The organism is Acinetobacter sp. NIPH 817, from assembly GCF_000368405.1.
Taxonomy (GTDB): Bacteria; Pseudomonadota; Gammaproteobacteria; order Pseudomonadales; family Moraxellaceae; genus Acinetobacter.
Window position 1 is genome coordinate 261420 of sequence record NZ_KB849418.1, and the last position, 14951, is coordinate 276370.

Annotated in this window: 10 protein-coding genes; 9 read left to right on the forward strand and 1 reads right to left on the reverse strand. The window is 39.4% G+C overall.

Features of this window, described 5'->3' with window-relative positions:
* Positions 1-30 precede the first annotated feature (30 nt).
* The 5 genes from F968_RS01225 (at position 31) to sucD (ending at position 7775) form a co-directional block, all read left to right on the forward strand.
* Entirely contained in the window at positions 31-2871 is a 2841-nt protein-coding gene (locus F968_RS01225) for a 2-oxoglutarate dehydrogenase E1 component (RefSeq protein WP_004789422.1), read from the forward strand.
* Positions 2871-4061 carry a 2-oxoglutarate dehydrogenase complex dihydrolipoyllysine-residue succinyltransferase gene (gene odhB, locus F968_RS01230; RefSeq protein ID WP_004789424.1) on the forward strand — a complete coding sequence of 397 codons (1191 nt, stop codon included), beginning with the start codon at positions 2871-2873 and terminating at the stop codon, positions 4059-4061. Before F968_RS01225 ends, odhB begins: the two co-directional genes overlap by 1 nt.
* Positions 4062-4122: 61 nt before the next feature.
* Positions 4123-5556 carry a dihydrolipoyl dehydrogenase gene (lpdA, locus tag F968_RS01235; RefSeq protein ID WP_004789427.1) on the forward strand — a complete coding sequence of 478 codons (1434 nt, stop codon included), beginning with the start codon at positions 4123-4125 and terminating at the stop codon, positions 5554-5556.
* Between the two features lie 147 nt (positions 5557-5703).
* Positions 5704-6870: an ADP-forming succinate--CoA ligase subunit beta gene (sucC, locus tag F968_RS01240; protein WP_003655470.1), complete on the forward strand. Its 1167-nt coding sequence runs from the start codon at positions 5704-5706 to the stop codon at positions 6868-6870.
* A gap of 14 nt (positions 6871-6884) precedes the next feature.
* Positions 6885-7775 carry a succinate--CoA ligase subunit alpha gene (sucD, locus tag F968_RS01245; RefSeq protein ID WP_003655479.1) on the forward strand — a complete coding sequence of 297 codons (891 nt, stop codon included), beginning with the start codon at positions 6885-6887 and terminating at the stop codon, positions 7773-7775.
* A gap of 408 nt (positions 7776-8183) precedes the next feature.
* Here the strand turns inward: sucD and trpS are convergent, their stop codons facing one another.
* Positions 8184-9197 (reverse strand): tryptophan--tRNA ligase, encoded by a 1014-nt coding sequence (trpS, locus tag F968_RS01250; RefSeq protein WP_004789430.1) that lies wholly within the window; start codon positions 9195-9197, stop codon positions 8184-8186.
* Between the two features lie 207 nt (positions 9198-9404).
* Here trpS and F968_RS01255 point away from each other — a divergent pair, with 207 nt between their 5' ends.
* The 4 genes from F968_RS01255 to F968_RS01270 all read left to right on the forward strand — a co-directional run.
* Entirely contained in the window at positions 9405-10334 is a 930-nt protein-coding gene (locus tag F968_RS01255; protein WP_004789432.1) for a DUF808 domain-containing protein, read from the forward strand.
* Positions 10335-10360: 26 nt separating this feature from the next.
* Positions 10361-11260, forward strand: coding sequence for a KPN_02809 family neutral zinc metallopeptidase (locus F968_RS01260; protein ID WP_004789433.1), 900 nt, complete (start codon positions 10361-10363; stop codon positions 11258-11260).
* Between the two features lie 240 nt (positions 11261-11500).
* Complete coding sequence (locus tag F968_RS01265; protein ID WP_004789435.1) at positions 11501-13003, forward strand: cation:proton antiporter; 1503 nt, start codon at positions 11501-11503, stop codon at positions 13001-13003.
* Positions 13004-13458: 455 nt separating this feature from the next.
* Positions 13459-14951 (forward strand): BapA/Bap/LapF family prefix-like domain-containing protein (locus F968_RS01270; protein ID WP_004789437.1); only part of this gene is annotated, 1493 nt, incomplete at its 3' end.

Genomic DNA, 14951 nt, shown 5'->3' on the forward strand with positions numbered 1-14951 from the left:
TATTTTTTGCAATAGGAAATGGGTCCACAAATGCAAGAAGTTGCTGACGCATTGCGTCTTGACACTGAACTTTCCGCTGATAGTGCAGCGTATATTGAAGAACTTTACGAGCAGTACCTGTCTTCCCCAACCTCTGTAGCTGAGGACTGGCGCCAATATTTCGATAAATACCCAAAGGGTGACCAACCACACGGTGCTGTGCGTGAGCAATTCCTATTACTAGGACGCAATGCTAATCGTGTTCAACCTGTTGTACAAAGTACGGTAAGTACTGAGCATGAGCGTCGTCAAATCGGCGTTTTACAACTTATTGCTGCTTATCGTAATCGCGGACATCAAAAAGCTAAGTTAGATCCATTAGGTCTTGCTAAGCGTGAAGAGATTCCAGATTTAGAGCTTTCAGCTCACGGTTTAACCAAATCAGATCTAGACACAGTATTTAACACTGGCAATCTTGAGATTGGCAAAAGCGAAGCTACGCTTGCTGAAATGATTGAAGCAATGGAAGCAATCTATTGTGGTTCAATCGGTGTTGAATATATGCATATCGTGGACACAAAAGAAAAGCGTTGGATTCAACAGCGTCTTGAAAGTGTTCGTGGTCAGCTTAATTTTACAAATGATCAAAAGAAAGGGTTCCTGGAGCGTTTAACCGCTGCAGAAGGACTTGAAAAATACCTAGGCAATAAATACGTTGGTGCTAAGCGCTTTGGTGTAGAAGGTGGTGAATCTTTTATTCCTATGGTGAATGAAATCATTCAACGTGCTGGTGCTGTTGGTTGTAAAGAAGTTGTTATTGGTATGCCACACCGTGGCCGTTTAAACCTTCTTGTTAATATTATGGGTAAAAACCCTGCAGACTTGTTTGGCGAGTTTGAAGGTAAAGCTATTCATAAGAAAGGTTCTGGCGACGTTAAATACCATCAAGGTTTCTCAAGTAATGTAATGACTCCTGGTGGCGAAGTTCACTTGGCATTAGCATTTAACCCATCTCACTTGGAAATCGTTGGTCCTGTAGTTGAAGGTTCTGTGCGTGCACGTCAAGTGCGTCGTAGAGACATCGGCGGTGATGATGTATTACCAGTCATTGTTCATGGTGATGCTGCATTTGCAGGTCAAGGTGTGAACATGGAAACTTTCCAGATGTCACAAACTCGTGGCTATACGGTTGGTGGTACTGTACACATTATCGTGAATAACCAAGTTGGTTTTACAACTTCTGATCCACGTGATGCGCGTTCTACTGAATATTGTACTGACGTTGCAAAAATGATTCAGACGCCAATTTTCCATGTGAATGGCGATGATCCTGAAGCAGTAATCTTTGCTACTCAATTAGCACATGATTTCCGTCACGAATTCCGTAAAGACGTAGTACTTGACTTGTTCTGTTACCGTCGTCGTGGTCATAATGAAGCAGATGAGCCATCTGGTACACAGCCATTGATGTATCAAGTGATTGCTAAAAAAGCAACAACTCGTACACTCTATGCAGACCAACTTGTTCAAAACAAAGTAATTGATCGTGCTGAAGCAGACCAAATGGTTGAAGATTACCGTGCTGATTTAGAAGCCGGAAACCATGTGGCAAACGCTTTGGTGCTTGAACCAAATACAAAAATGTTTGTTGATTGGACACCTTATTTGGGCCATGACTATACAGACGATTGGGATACTTCATTTGACTTAAATCGCTTAAAAGAATTAGGCGAGGGCATGAGCAAACTTCCGGAAGGATTTGTTATGCAGCGTCAAGTGCAAAAAGTAATTGAAGATCGTGTGAAAATGCAAACTGGTGAAACTGCATTGAACTGGGGTGCTGCTGAAACTTTAGCTTACGCAACCTTGATCGATGAAGATTACCTTGTTCGTATTACTGGTGAAGATGTTGGGCGTGGTACATTCTCGCACCGTCATGCAAAATTGCATAATCAGGTAGATGGCTCAACGTATATTCCGCTTTGTCACGTTAAAGAAAATCAGCCTCGTTTTGCAATTTATGATTCTTTATTATCTGAAGAAGCTGTTCTTGCATTTGAGTATGGTTATGCAACTACAATTCCTAAGAGCTTAATTATTTGGGAAGCACAATTTGGTGACTTCGTAAACTGTGCTCAGGTTGTAATTGACCAGTTTATTGCTTCTGGTGAGACTAAGTGGGAACGAGTTTGTGGTTTAACAATGTTGTTACCACACGGTTTCGAAGGTCAAGGTCCAGAGCATTCATCAGCTCGTTTAGAACGTTTCTTACAGTTATGCGCTGAAGATAACATGCAGGTGATCACTCCAACGACACCTGCACAGATTTTCCATGCATTACGTCGTCAAGCTGTACGCCCAATTCGTAAGCCATTGATCGTAATGTCACCGAAATCTTTACTTCGTCATAAACTTGCGACTTCTACTTTAGAAGAGCTTGCAAATGGTTCATTCCAAACTGTAATTGACGAAATCGATCAAATTAACAAGTCAGATGTAACTCGTCTTGTACTTTGTGGTGGTAAAGTTTATTACGACTTACTCGAAAAACGTCGTGAACAAAACTTAACTAACGTCGCAATTGTACGTATTGAACAGTTATATCCATACCCAGAACAACGTCTTGCGGAAATCTTAGCTGCATATCCAAACGTGAAAGAACTTGTTTGGGCACAAGAAGAGCCGAAGAACCAAGGCGCTTGGTTATTTATCGCACCGCGTTTATACGACGATATTTTAAAATCTGGCAAACAAATCCGTATCAGTTTTGCAGGTCGTGAAGCTTCTGCTGCACCAGCTTGTGGCTCACCGTACTTGCATGCAAAACAACAAGCTCAGCTAATTAATGATGCATTGGCAATCGAAGCTGAACAATCAGGAGATTCTCAATAATGGCAACCGAAATTAAAGCACCGGTATTCCCAGAGTCTGTTGCAGATGGAACCATCGCAACTTGGCACAAAAAGGTGGGTGAACCTGTATCACGTGACGAAGTAATCTGTGATATTGAAACCGACAAAGTTGTTTTAGAAGTGGTTGCTCCTGCAGATGGTAGCTTAGTTGCAATCATTAAAGGTGAAGGCGATACAGTTCTTTCTGACGAAGTGATTGCTCAGTTTGAAGCTGGTGCTGGTGCAGCTGCTGCTCCTGCAGTAGAGCAAGAAGTTGCTCAAACTCAGGCTGGTGCAGCTCCTGTTGTTGAGCGCACTGAAGCTGTATCTGGTCAAGCTCCTGCAGTTCGTAAAGCTTTATCTGAAACTGGTATTGCTGCTGCTGACGTACAAGGTACTGGTCGCGGTGGTCGTATCACTAAAGAAGATGTAGCAAACCATCAAGCTAAACCAGCTGCTAACGTTACTCCGTTAAGCGTAGCTGTTGGTGAGCGCATCGAAAAACGCGTTCCAATGACTCGTTTACGTAAGCGTGTAGCTGAGCGTCTTCTTTCTGCAACTCAAGAAACTGCAATGTTAACTACATTTAACGAAGTTAACATGAAGCCAATCATGGAATTGCGTAAGCAATATAAAGATGCGTTTGAAAAACGCCATGGTGCTCGTTTAGGCTTCATGTCATTCTTTGTTAAAGCTGTAACTGAAGCACTTAAACGCTATCCTGCGGTAAATGCGTCAATTGATGGCGACGATATTGTTTATCACGGTTACTATGACATCGGTGTTGCAGTATCTTCTGATCGTGGTCTTGTTGTTCCAGTATTACGTGATACTGATCGTATGAGCTATGCAGAAGTTGAAGCAGGTATTGGTGCGTATGCTGCTAAAGCACGTGACGGTAAATTATCTATCGAAGAAATGACTGGTGGTACTTTCACTATTACTAACGGTGGTACTTTCGGTTCATTACTTTCAACTCCAATTTTGAATCAGCCGCAAACTGGTATCTTGGGTATGCACAAAATCCAAGAGCGTCCTATGGCTGTAAATGGTCAAGTTGAAATCTTGCCAATGATGTATTTAGCGCTTTCTTATGACCACCGTATGATCGATGGTAAAGAAGCAGTAGGTTTCTTGGTAGCAATCAAAGAATTGTTAGAAGAGCCAGCTAAACTCATCCTTGATCTTTAATTTCTTCGAATAATATTACCGAGATAGAGCGATCCTCTATCTCGGACCATGGAGATAAACAATGTCTCAACAATTTGATCTTGTTGTTATTGGCGGTGGTCCTGGTGGTTATGAAGCTGCAATTCGTGCTGCTCAACTAGGCTTTAAAGTCGCTTGTATCGAAAAACGTATTCACAACGGTAAGCCATCTTTAGGTGGTACATGCTTAAACGTAGGTTGTATCCCTTCTAAAGCATTACTTGACTCTTCACATCGTTATGAAGATACAGTGCATCATTTAGCTGATCACGGTATTACTACAGGTGAAGTGAATTTTGATCTTGCTAAGCTTCTTGCTCGTAAAGACAAAATTGTTGACCAATTAACTGGTGGTATCGATCAATTGCTTAAAGGCAATGGTATTGAGTGGTTAAAAGGTACTGGTAAATTACTTGCTGGTAAAAAAGTTGAGTTTGTTTCACACGAAGGTGAGACTCAAGTTTTAGAACCTAAATACGTAATTCTTGCGTCTGGTTCTGTACCTGTAAATATTCCAGTAGCTCCTGTAGATCAAGATATTATTGTTGATTCAACTGGCGCATTAAACTTCCCAGAAGTACCTAAACGTTTAGGTGTTATTGGTGCTGGTGTAATCGGTTTAGAACTTGGTTCTGTTTGGCGTCGTCTTGGTGCTGAAGTTGTTGTATTTGAAGCAATGGATGCATTTTTACCAATGGCTGATAAAGCTTTGGCAAAAGAGTACCAAAAGCTTTTAACTAAGCAAGGTCTTGATATTCGTATTGGCGCTAAAGTTGCTGGTACTGAAGTTAATGGTCGTGAAGTGACTGTTAAATACACTCAAGGTGGCGAAGAAAAAACTCAGACTTTTGACAAATTAATCGTTTGTGTAGGCCGTAAAGCTTATGCAGAAGGTTTATTGGCTGATGATTCAGGCATTAAATTGACTGAACGTGGTCTAGTTGAAGTAAACGATTACTGTGCAACTTCTGTAGAAGGTGTATATGCGATTGGTGACTTAGTTCGTGGTCCAATGCTTGCTCATAAAGCAATGGAAGAAGGTGTAATGGCTGTTGAGCGTATCCACGGTCATGCAGCTCAAGTGAACTACGACACAATCATTTCTGTTATCTATACACATCCGGAAGCGGCATGGGTTGGTTTAACTGAAGAACAAGCTAAAGAAAAAGGTCATGAGGTTAAAACTGGTCAATTCGGTTTTGCTGTAAATGGTCGTGCTTTAGCGGCGGGTGAAGGTGCTGGTTTCGTTAAGTTTGTTGCTGATGCAAAAACTGACCGTTTATTAGGTATGCATGTCATTGGACCTGCTGCATCTGATATCGTACACCAAGGTATGATCGCTCTTGAATTTGTATCTTCTGTTGAAGATCTTCAGTTAATGACATTTGGTCATCCAACATTCTCTGAAGTTGTTCATGAAGCTGCACTTGCTGTAGATGGTCGTGCAATTCACGCGATTCAACGTAAGCGTAAATAAAATAAAGAGCGGTTCTCCGCTCTTTTTCACATTTGATGGTGTGATTAAAAAAACATCAAGGTGATAGAGGTAGACAGCAATTTGCATATACAACATGAGAATGTTGCGCAAATTGAAGACAACAAACAAAGTTAAGTAGGTAACTAAATGAACTTACATGAGTATCAAGCTAAAGCGTTATTGAAAGAATATGGTATGCCGGTACAAGAAGGTATCTTGGCAACCAATGCAGACGAAGCAGTTGCTGCATTCGAACAGCTTGGTGGTAAATTCGCTGTAATGAAAGCGCAAGTTCATGCTGGTGGTCGTGGTAAGGCTGGTGGCGTTAAAGTTGCAAAATCTAAAGAAGATGTTATCGAGTTTGCAAATAACATTATTGGTACTCGTCTTGTAACGTATCAAACTGATGCAAATGGTCAACCAGTAAACAGCATTATTGTTGCTGAAGACGTATACCCAGTTGAGCGTGAGCTTTACTTGGGCGCGGTTGTAGACCGTTCTAGCCGTCGTATTACTTTCATGGCTTCTACAGAAGGTGGTGTAGAAATCGAGAAAGTTGCAGAAGAAACTCCAGAAAAAATTATCAAAGTTGAAGTTGATCCATTAGTTGGCTTACAACCATTCCAAGCGCGTGAAGTTGCGTTTGCTTTAGGTTTGAAAGACAAGCAAATCAGCCAATTTGTTAAAATTATGGCTGCTGCTTATCAAGCATTTGTAGAAAATGACTTTGCATTATTCGAAATTAACCCACTTTCAGTTCGTGAAAATGGCGATATTTTATGTGTAGATGCAAAAGTTGGTATCGACTCTAACGCGCTTTACCGTTTACCTAAAGTTGCTGCTTTACGTGATAAATCTCAAGAGAATGAGCGTGAATTAAAAGCATCTGAATTCGACCTTAACTATGTTGCTTTAGAAGGTAACATCGGTTGTATGGTTAACGGTGCTGGTCTTGCAATGGCAACTATGGACATCATTAAACTTTATGGTGGTCAGCCTGCAAACTTCCTTGACGTTGGTGGCGGTGCAACTAAAGAGCGCGTAATCGAAGCGTTCAAAATCATCCTTGCTGATACATCTGTACAAGGTGTTTTAATTAACATCTTCGGTGGTATCGTACGTTGTGACATGATTGCTGAAGCGATTATTGCAGCGGTTCAAGAAGTAAATGTAACTGTTCCAGTTGTTGTTCGTTTAGAAGGTAACAACGCGGAGTTAGGTGCTAAATTACTTGATGAATCTGGTTTGAAATTAATTTCTGCGAACGGCTTGTCTGATGCCGCAGAAAAAGTTGTAGCTGCAGTTAAAGCGTAAGGGGAGTATCAATCATGAGCGTATTAATTAATAAAGACACTAAAGTATTGGTACAAGGTTTTACTGGTAAAAACGGTACTTTCCACTCTGCACAAGCTTTAGACTACGGTACAAAAGTTGTTGGTGGTGTTACTCCAGGTAAAGGTGGTACTACTCACCTTGACTTACCAGTATTCAACACAATGAAAGAAGCTGTACGTGAAACAAATGCAGATGCATCTGTAATTTATGTACCAGCTCCATTCGTTTTAGATTCTATCGTTGAAGCGGTTGATTCAGGTGTTGGCCTAATCGTTGTGATCACTGAAGGTGTTCCAACAATCGACATGCTTAAAGCAAAACGCTACTTAGAAACTAACGGTAACGGTACTCGTTTAGTTGGTCCTAACTGCCCAGGCGTGATTACTCCAGGCGAATGTAAGATTGGTATTATGCCAGGTCACATTCACCAACCAGGTCGTATTGGTATCATCTCACGTTCAGGTACATTGACTTATGAAGCTGTTGCTCAAACAACTAAGCTTGGTTTAGGTCAGTCTACTTGTATCGGTATTGGTGGTGACCCAATCCCAGGTATGAACCAAATCGAAGCTCTTCAATTGTTCCAAGACGATCCAGATACTGATGCAATCATCATGATCGGTGAGATCGGTGGTACAGCGGAAGAAGAAGCTGCTGAATTCATCAAATCTAACGTGACTAAGCCTGTAGTAGGTTACATTGCTGGTGTAACTGCACCTAAAGGTAAGCGTATGGGTCACGCTGGTGCGATCATTTCTGGTGGTCAAGGTACTGCTGAAGAAAAATTCGCTGCATTTGAACGCGCGGGAATGGCTTACACTCGTAGCCCAGCTGAGCTTGGTTCAACAATGTTGCAAGTTTTAAAAGAGAAAGGTTTAGCTTAATCGCTTTATTCTGAATCTTAAAAAAACACCGCATCTGAAAATGATGCGGTGTTTTTTTATCTATTAAATAAAAAATAAGTAACCCAAAATAAAATTTCTAAAGAAACAAAATATTTAAGCAAAAAAATACGCAATGATTGGGGTGATCATTGCGTAGAACAACGAATCTGTAAAAACAGTTTCGGTTTAAGGAGAAATGTCGTGAGGTTCATATAATGTAACCTACATGATGAATAATAGAGATAGTTAAGAAATTCTTCATCGCTATTAGCGTTAATAAGTGTTACTTCACGTTAATAGGGTAAAAGCATGTGAATAGTTGTCAATACATTAGTAATTCTAAAAAATTATGCTATGAATAAAATAAGCATAAAAAAAGCCCCGAAGGGCTTTTAATTTTTAAAGGAATTAGAATTTAAATAATCCTAAACCATCTTTAACTTCGTCTAAGGTCTGTTGAGTAATAAGACGACACTTATCTGTACCTTGACGTAAAACATCCATAATGTAGTCAGGATCTTTGGCAAGTTCTTCACGACGTTCACGGATAGGGCTAATCAATTCTTTTAAAACACCTTCAAGGCGTTTTTTAACAGTTCCATCACCTAGACCGCCGCGACGATAATGAGCTTTTAACTCTTCAACTTCTTCTTTATTTGGGTCAAATGCATCTAAGTAAGTAAATACAATATTGCCTTCAACCTGACCTGGATCTTCAATGCGAAGATGATTTGGGTCGGTATACATTGCATTTACAGCTTTTTTAATGTCTTTATCAGAAGCATTTAAAACAATGGTATTACCTAATGATTTAGACATTTTTGCCTTGCCATCAAAACCAGGTAAGCGTGCCATATTTGAAAGCAAAGCTTTACATTCAGGTAAAAGGTCTTGGCCAATCTGACGGTTTACTCGACGTACGATTTCATTGGTTTGTTCAATCATTGGAATTTGATCTTCACCCACTGGAACCACAGTCGCTTTAAAAGCAGTAATGTCAGCTGCTTGTGCAACAGGGTAGCAGAGGAAACCCGCTGGAATATCACGCTCAAAACCGCGCATTTGAATCTCAGACTTAATGGTTGGATTACGCTCTAAGCGTGCAACCGTCACGAAGTTAAGATAGAGCATAGTAAGCTCATTCAGTGCTGGTAAGCATGATTGAACGCAAATCGTGGTTTTTGTTGGATCAATGCCTACAGCTAAATAATCTAGAGCAACTTCCAAAATATTGCGACGGACTTTATCTGGGTTATCTGCATTGTCTGTTAGGGCTTGTGCATCTGCTAACAAGAGATGTTGATGATGGCTATCCTGTAAACCTACACGAGAACGCAAAGAACCGACAAAATGCCCAAGATGAAGTTGTCCGGTTGGGCGGTCACCTGTCAAAATAATTGGACGCTGATCAACATTACTCATTATTTATTCCACTGTCTTATTGGCTTAATCAGGGGTAGTAAGCCCTGCAATATAAAAGATTGGCATTATTGTACGGGAAATAAAAAAAATTCGTCAGCGATTGGTTAAACTTTTCTTAAAATAATATTGTGAATTTATTCAGTAAAATTACAGAAATTGAAAAAAATCATCTTACAATAGCCTAATAAATACAAACTTGGATAAGAAATGGCAAGTGGCTTACTTTTATTACTAGATGATATTGCAACAATTTTAGATGATGTTGCTTTAATGAGCAAAATGGCAGCAAAGAAAACTGCTGGTGTTTTAGGCGATGATTTAGCTTTAAATGCGCAACAAGTTACAGGTGTGCGTGCAGATCGCGAAATACCTATAGTTTGGAAAGTGGCTAAAGGTTCATTTGTTAATAAACTTATTTTAGTTCCTTTGGCTTTGTTGATTAGTGTGATTGCTCCTTGGCTGATTAATCCACTATTAATGTTGGGAGGTTTATTTTTGTGTTATGAAGGGGTAGAGAAAGTTCTTCATACCATTATGCATAAAAAGCCCACTACATCTGAAGAAGCAAAAGCAGAATTTGATAGTGAAGAATTAGATTTAGCAAATTTTGAAAAAGAAAAAGTAAAAGGAGCCGTTCGAACAGATTTTATTTTATCTGCTGAAATTGTTGTTATTTCTTTAGGCACCGTGGCTACAGCTAGTTTAATGACTAAGGTAAGCGTACTCAGTATTATTGCTGTTGTGATGACAATTGGCGTTTATGGCTTAGTTGGCATGATTGTTAAGATTGATGATTTGGGATTATATTTAACGAAGCAAACTGCCTCATTTAAGCAGACTATAGGTCGAGGTTTATTAGCTTTTGCACCTATTTTAATGAAATTACTTTCAATTGTAGGCACCATTGCAATGTTTTTAGTGGGTGGTGGGATTATTAATCATACGATTCCGTTACTTCATCACTTAACTGAAAACACAGTGGACCATATAGAAACAATACCAGCGGTAGGCAATATTATTGGTGCTTTAACACCGACACTGATTAATTTTGGAATAGGACTGGTTGCAGGTGCAATTGTTCTATTAATTGTGAGCTTAATACAAAAAATGTGGCCCAAAAAAGCATCGGGTTCATGATGCCATTCTAAAATAAGAGGGAAATTATGCGCTGGAAAGGTCGTCGAATTAGTACCAATGTGGAAGACCGTCGAGGTGGTGGCGGTGTTAGAGCAGGTGGTATCAGTATTATTGGTTTGGTTGTTGCATTTGTTGCGTGGAAGTTTTTTGGGGTTGATCCACAACAAGCTTATCAGGCAACTCAGCAAGTCACTGCATCACAGCAGTCAAATGCAACTGCGCCAGAAAATTTAACACCCGAGCAAAAAGAAGCCTCTGATTTTGTTGGAACTGTTTTGGCTGATACAGAGGATACGTGGACTCCTATATTTAAACAGTTAGGTAAAACATATACGCCACCAAGATTGGTGCTATTTAGTGGAATGATTCAATCTGGATGTGGTACTGCTCAATCTGCAATGGGACCATTTTATTGTCCAGCAGATCAGAAGGTTTATATCGATACAGAATTCTTTAAAGATATGCGTCAGCAAATGGGAATTTCTGGTGAGCAAAACCAAACTGAACTTTCAAGACAAGATCAGGCAGGCGATTTTGCTCAAGCTTATGTGGTTGCACATGAGGTAGGGCACCATGTTCAAACCTTGCTTGGTATTTCTTCACAAGTACAACAAGCCCGTGCACAAGCAAGCCAAAGAGAAGGTAATCAATTATCTGTTCGCCAAGAATTGCAAGCGGATTGTTTAGCGGGTATTTGGGCGAGTCATAATCAGCAACGTACTCAATTTTTAGAGCAAGGTGATATTGAAGAAGCGATGGATGCTGCTCAAAAAATTGGAGACGATTATTTACAGAAACGCTCTACTGGTCAGGTTGTTCCAGATAGCTTTACCCATGGTAGTAGTGAACAGCGAATGCACTGGTTTCAGGTTGGTTTAAAAACTGGCGATATTAACCAATGCGATACTTTTAACAATCCAGTTTAATTTTTTCTAGGATGAGTCTTGTTAAACATATTTAAGAAGCTCATCCGTTTTTTTAGATCATAACTATAAATAATGTTAAGAAATTTAACAGAGTGATAGATTGTTCAATCAATTCGTTAAACTTGTGTCCTAATTTCTGTTTTTTATGATTATGGCATTCTTTATGCCAGTTTTTTATTAAGTTTGGTCGATCTAACAAAGTTTCACTTATTTGGTCGTTGACCCAGAAGAAGGGTATTAATGGGTAATTTTTTTCTACTACAAGCATTCACAGTGGTTTTTGCGCTATCAATCGCAACCACGATCTTCAATAAGCGCATTTTAGGCTTTCCTCAGGCTATTGGTGTGCCGCTGGTCTCAGCAATTTTTGTCTTTATTTTGCAATGGGGCGCAAGCCTGCTAAACGGTAACCAGTTTATTACTATTAATATTCATAATATTGAAGAAGCCGTGCGCCATATCGATTTTTATGATTTTTTAATTAATGGTGTCATCTGTTTTATTTTAACTTCTTCAGCACTTAAATTTAAAATTTCTGATTTAAAAAGTTACTGGAAGCAAATTAGTATCTTGGCCACCATTGCATTAGTCATTTGCGCCGTTTTATTTGGTGGATTGCTCTACGGGTTTCAACTACTGGTTGGATATCATGTGCCAATTCTGGTGCTTTTACTTTTAGGTGCAGCTTTAGGGGCAACAGATCCTATTGGTATTAAAGGTGTACTTAGTTCGATTCGCGCGCCTCATCATTTGATTGTTAAGCTAGAAGGTGAATCATTATTTAATGATGCAATGTGTATTGCATTGTTTATGACTTTGCTCAATGTTTTACAGGGTGAACATTTCTCGTTGATGGCGACACTAGAAGCTCTACTCTATGAAATTGTGGTTGCGGTCGGTATTGGTTGGGCATTTGGGGTAGGGGTGTTGCGTCTATTACGTGGTAAACACGAAATGGAGTCCCTGATTTTGACAACAGCTTTGCTTGCGAGTGGAGCATATTTAGTGGCTTTGTTTGCCCATGCATCAGCACCGATTGCCTGTGTAATTGGTGGTTTAATTGTTGGAAACAAATGGAAAGAAATACGAGAAGAGCGAGAGATTCAAGAAGTTAATCATTTTTGGCATACCGTAGAAGGAATCATCAACTCATTCCTGTTCACTTTGATTGGTCTAGAGTTATTTATTCTTGATTTAAACTTTAGCCTAATTTTAGGCGGTATTGTTGCGTTCTTTATCCTACATATCTCTCGTTTTGCAGCCAACTTCATGGCTTTTGCCTTTTTCCCGAATATGCGGAAAATGAAAAGTTATAATGGTAGTTTAACCATTTTATCTTGGGGTGGGGTACGAGGAGGGATTTCACTTGCATTGATTTTGGCGGTTGCCAATATTCCTGCATTAAGTCCTTATAGCAGTATCCTGATTGGCTATACTTTTATTAGTGTGTTGTTATCAGGCATCGTATGTGGTCTAGGCCTACCAGCTGTGATGAATGCTTTCTATTACAATCCGAATGAAGAAACCGAAGGTTTAAAAGGTCTCTATCAACGATTGTGTCATAAGATGAATCGAAGAGGCTTTCAATATATTGTTGGAGAGGATGCACTGGGTAGAGAAACAATTACCGTTTTTAATCCGGATATTCTGGTTGACCAAAAAACTGAAGATGGAATTGCAACAATGCATGACCCAAATAAGTTACAAGAAGTAAAACGATTTGAGAGTCCAGATAATTTCTAAATATTTGCGGTTTTAAATTTTATAAAAGATTTACAAATTAGGTTTTAGTGTAATAGTGAAATATTACCTAAAGCCTTTTTTTTCTATATATATCATTAATAATATATTTTATTTTATTAAGATATTAATAATTGTTATATGGATACTTTAATTAAATGACTTTTCAACAAATGGTAAATATAAAAAAAGAAATTTGTTTTATATATAAAACATTTAAAGAAATTTTCCATTAAATTAACACAAGATAAACTCAAAGAAGACTTATATATAATTTCTATTAATTAAAATTTTTTCTTTAGGTACTTTAGTATTTGTTTTTTTTATTTTAAAGTGGTTAATGTAAAAATGATCACATTACTTAATGTTTTTAAGTTGTAGGTCAAAAACTTGAAAACATTAAGTAAAAAGAATTATACAAAAATCATTTAAATCAATAATATAAAAGGAATACAGATATGCCTGAAATACAAATTATTGCCAAGGATAGTCACGACACCTTGTCAACCATCAAGGGAACTTCCGCATCGCTTACAGAAGCATCGGTTGTATTGGTAAAAGTGGCTGCCAGTGATGTATTGGTAGTAAATAGGGAGGGAACCAATGCAGTCATTCGCCTGAAAAATGGCGAGACAATTGTTATTGAAGGCTTTTTTAGTGGAACAGCTGAGCCTAAAGATAACAGCCTTGTTTTTCAAGACGAAAATGGACAGTTAATTTGGGCAAAATTCAAAGATGCTGAAAATGATGCAGACGCGGACGCTGATGCGGATGCTGATGCCGACAGTGATGTTGAGCCACAAGCACTCGTAGCTGAAGATTTACCAGCTGCTTTACCAGCAGAGGCACCACAAGAGTTGGTGTCTGATGTCATTTATCAACCTATTTCTTCAATTGAACCATTGCTTTATCACGATGGCGGCATAAACCCATGGCTGTGGGCTATCCCATTAGTTGCGGGTGGTATTATCGCAGCAGCATCGAACCATGATAGTAATAATGACTCTTCAACACCTACCGATACGACTCCACCAAATACAGATGGGGTAACTTTCTCTGTTAATTCAGTTACATCTGATAATGTACTTAATGCCTCAGAAGCAGCAGGTAATGTCACGATTACTGGTATTTTGAAAAATATTCCAGCAGATGCAGCAAATACAGTGGTTACTGTTGTAATCAATGGTCAAGAGTACACTGCAATTGTAGACAAGGTTGCAGGTACTTGGAGTGTAAGCGTACCAGGTAGCGGTTTAAAAGCAGATCCAGATCAAACTATTGATGCTACTGTAACTTTTACAGATTCAGCAGGTAATAGCAGCACTGTTAAAGATACGCAAACTTATACAGTAGATACCACTGCACCAAATTCACCAGTGATTGACCCGGTGAATGGGACAGACCCAATTACAGGTACGGCAGAACCTGGTTCAACAGTGACTGTGACTTATCCTGACGGAAGTACGAAAACTGTTGTAGCAGGACCAGATGGTACATGGTCAGTCGATAATCCTGGTGATCTTAAAGATGGAGATACTGTAACAGCCGTAGCAACAGACCCTGCTGGCAATACTTCCGGACCAGGGACTGCTATTGTCGATGCCGTTGGGCCAAATACAGATGGTGTCAACTTTGCAGTTGATTCAGTAACTGCTGACAACGTGATTAATGCTTCAGAAGCATCAGGTAATGTCACCATTACAGGTGTCTTGAAAAATGTTCCGGCAGATGCGACGAATACAGTCGTTACTGTTGTTATTAATGGTCAAACATATACTGCAACAGTTGATAAAGTTGCAGGTACTTGGAGTGTAAGTGTACCGGGTAGTGGTTTGGTTGCTGATACAGATAAAACCATTGATGCTAAAGTAACCTTCACAGATGCAGCAGGTAATAGCAGTACTGTTAACGATACACAAACTTATACGCTTGATACATCAGCGCCGACAGT

Bases quoted from the DNA above. Each gene is read 5' to 3' on its own strand.
- F968_RS01225 (WP_004789422.1), top strand. From the start codon at position 31: ATGCAAGAAGTTGCTGACGCATTGCGTCTTGACACTGAACTTTCCGCT.
- odhB (WP_004789424.1), top strand. From the start codon at position 2,871: ATGGCAACCGAAATTAAAGCACCGGTATTCCCAGAGTCTGTTGCAGAT.
- lpdA (WP_004789427.1), top strand. From the start codon at position 4,123: ATGTCTCAACAATTTGATCTTGTTGTTATTGGCGGTGGTCCTGGTGGT.
- sucC (WP_003655470.1), top strand. From the start codon at position 5,704: ATGAACTTACATGAGTATCAAGCTAAAGCGTTATTGAAAGAATATGGT.
- sucD (WP_003655479.1), top strand. From the start codon at position 6,885: ATGAGCGTATTAATTAATAAAGACACTAAAGTATTGGTACAAGGTTTT.
- trpS (WP_004789430.1), bottom strand. From the start codon at position 9,197: ATGAGTAATGTTGATCAGCGTCCAATTATTTTGACAGGTGACCGCCCA.
- F968_RS01255 (WP_004789432.1), top strand. From the start codon at position 9,405: ATGGCAAGTGGCTTACTTTTATTACTAGATGATATTGCAACAATTTTA.
- F968_RS01260 (WP_004789433.1), top strand. From the start codon at position 10,361: ATGCGCTGGAAAGGTCGTCGAATTAGTACCAATGTGGAAGACCGTCGA.
- F968_RS01265 (WP_004789435.1), top strand. From the start codon at position 11,501: ATGGGTAATTTTTTTCTACTACAAGCATTCACAGTGGTTTTTGCGCTA.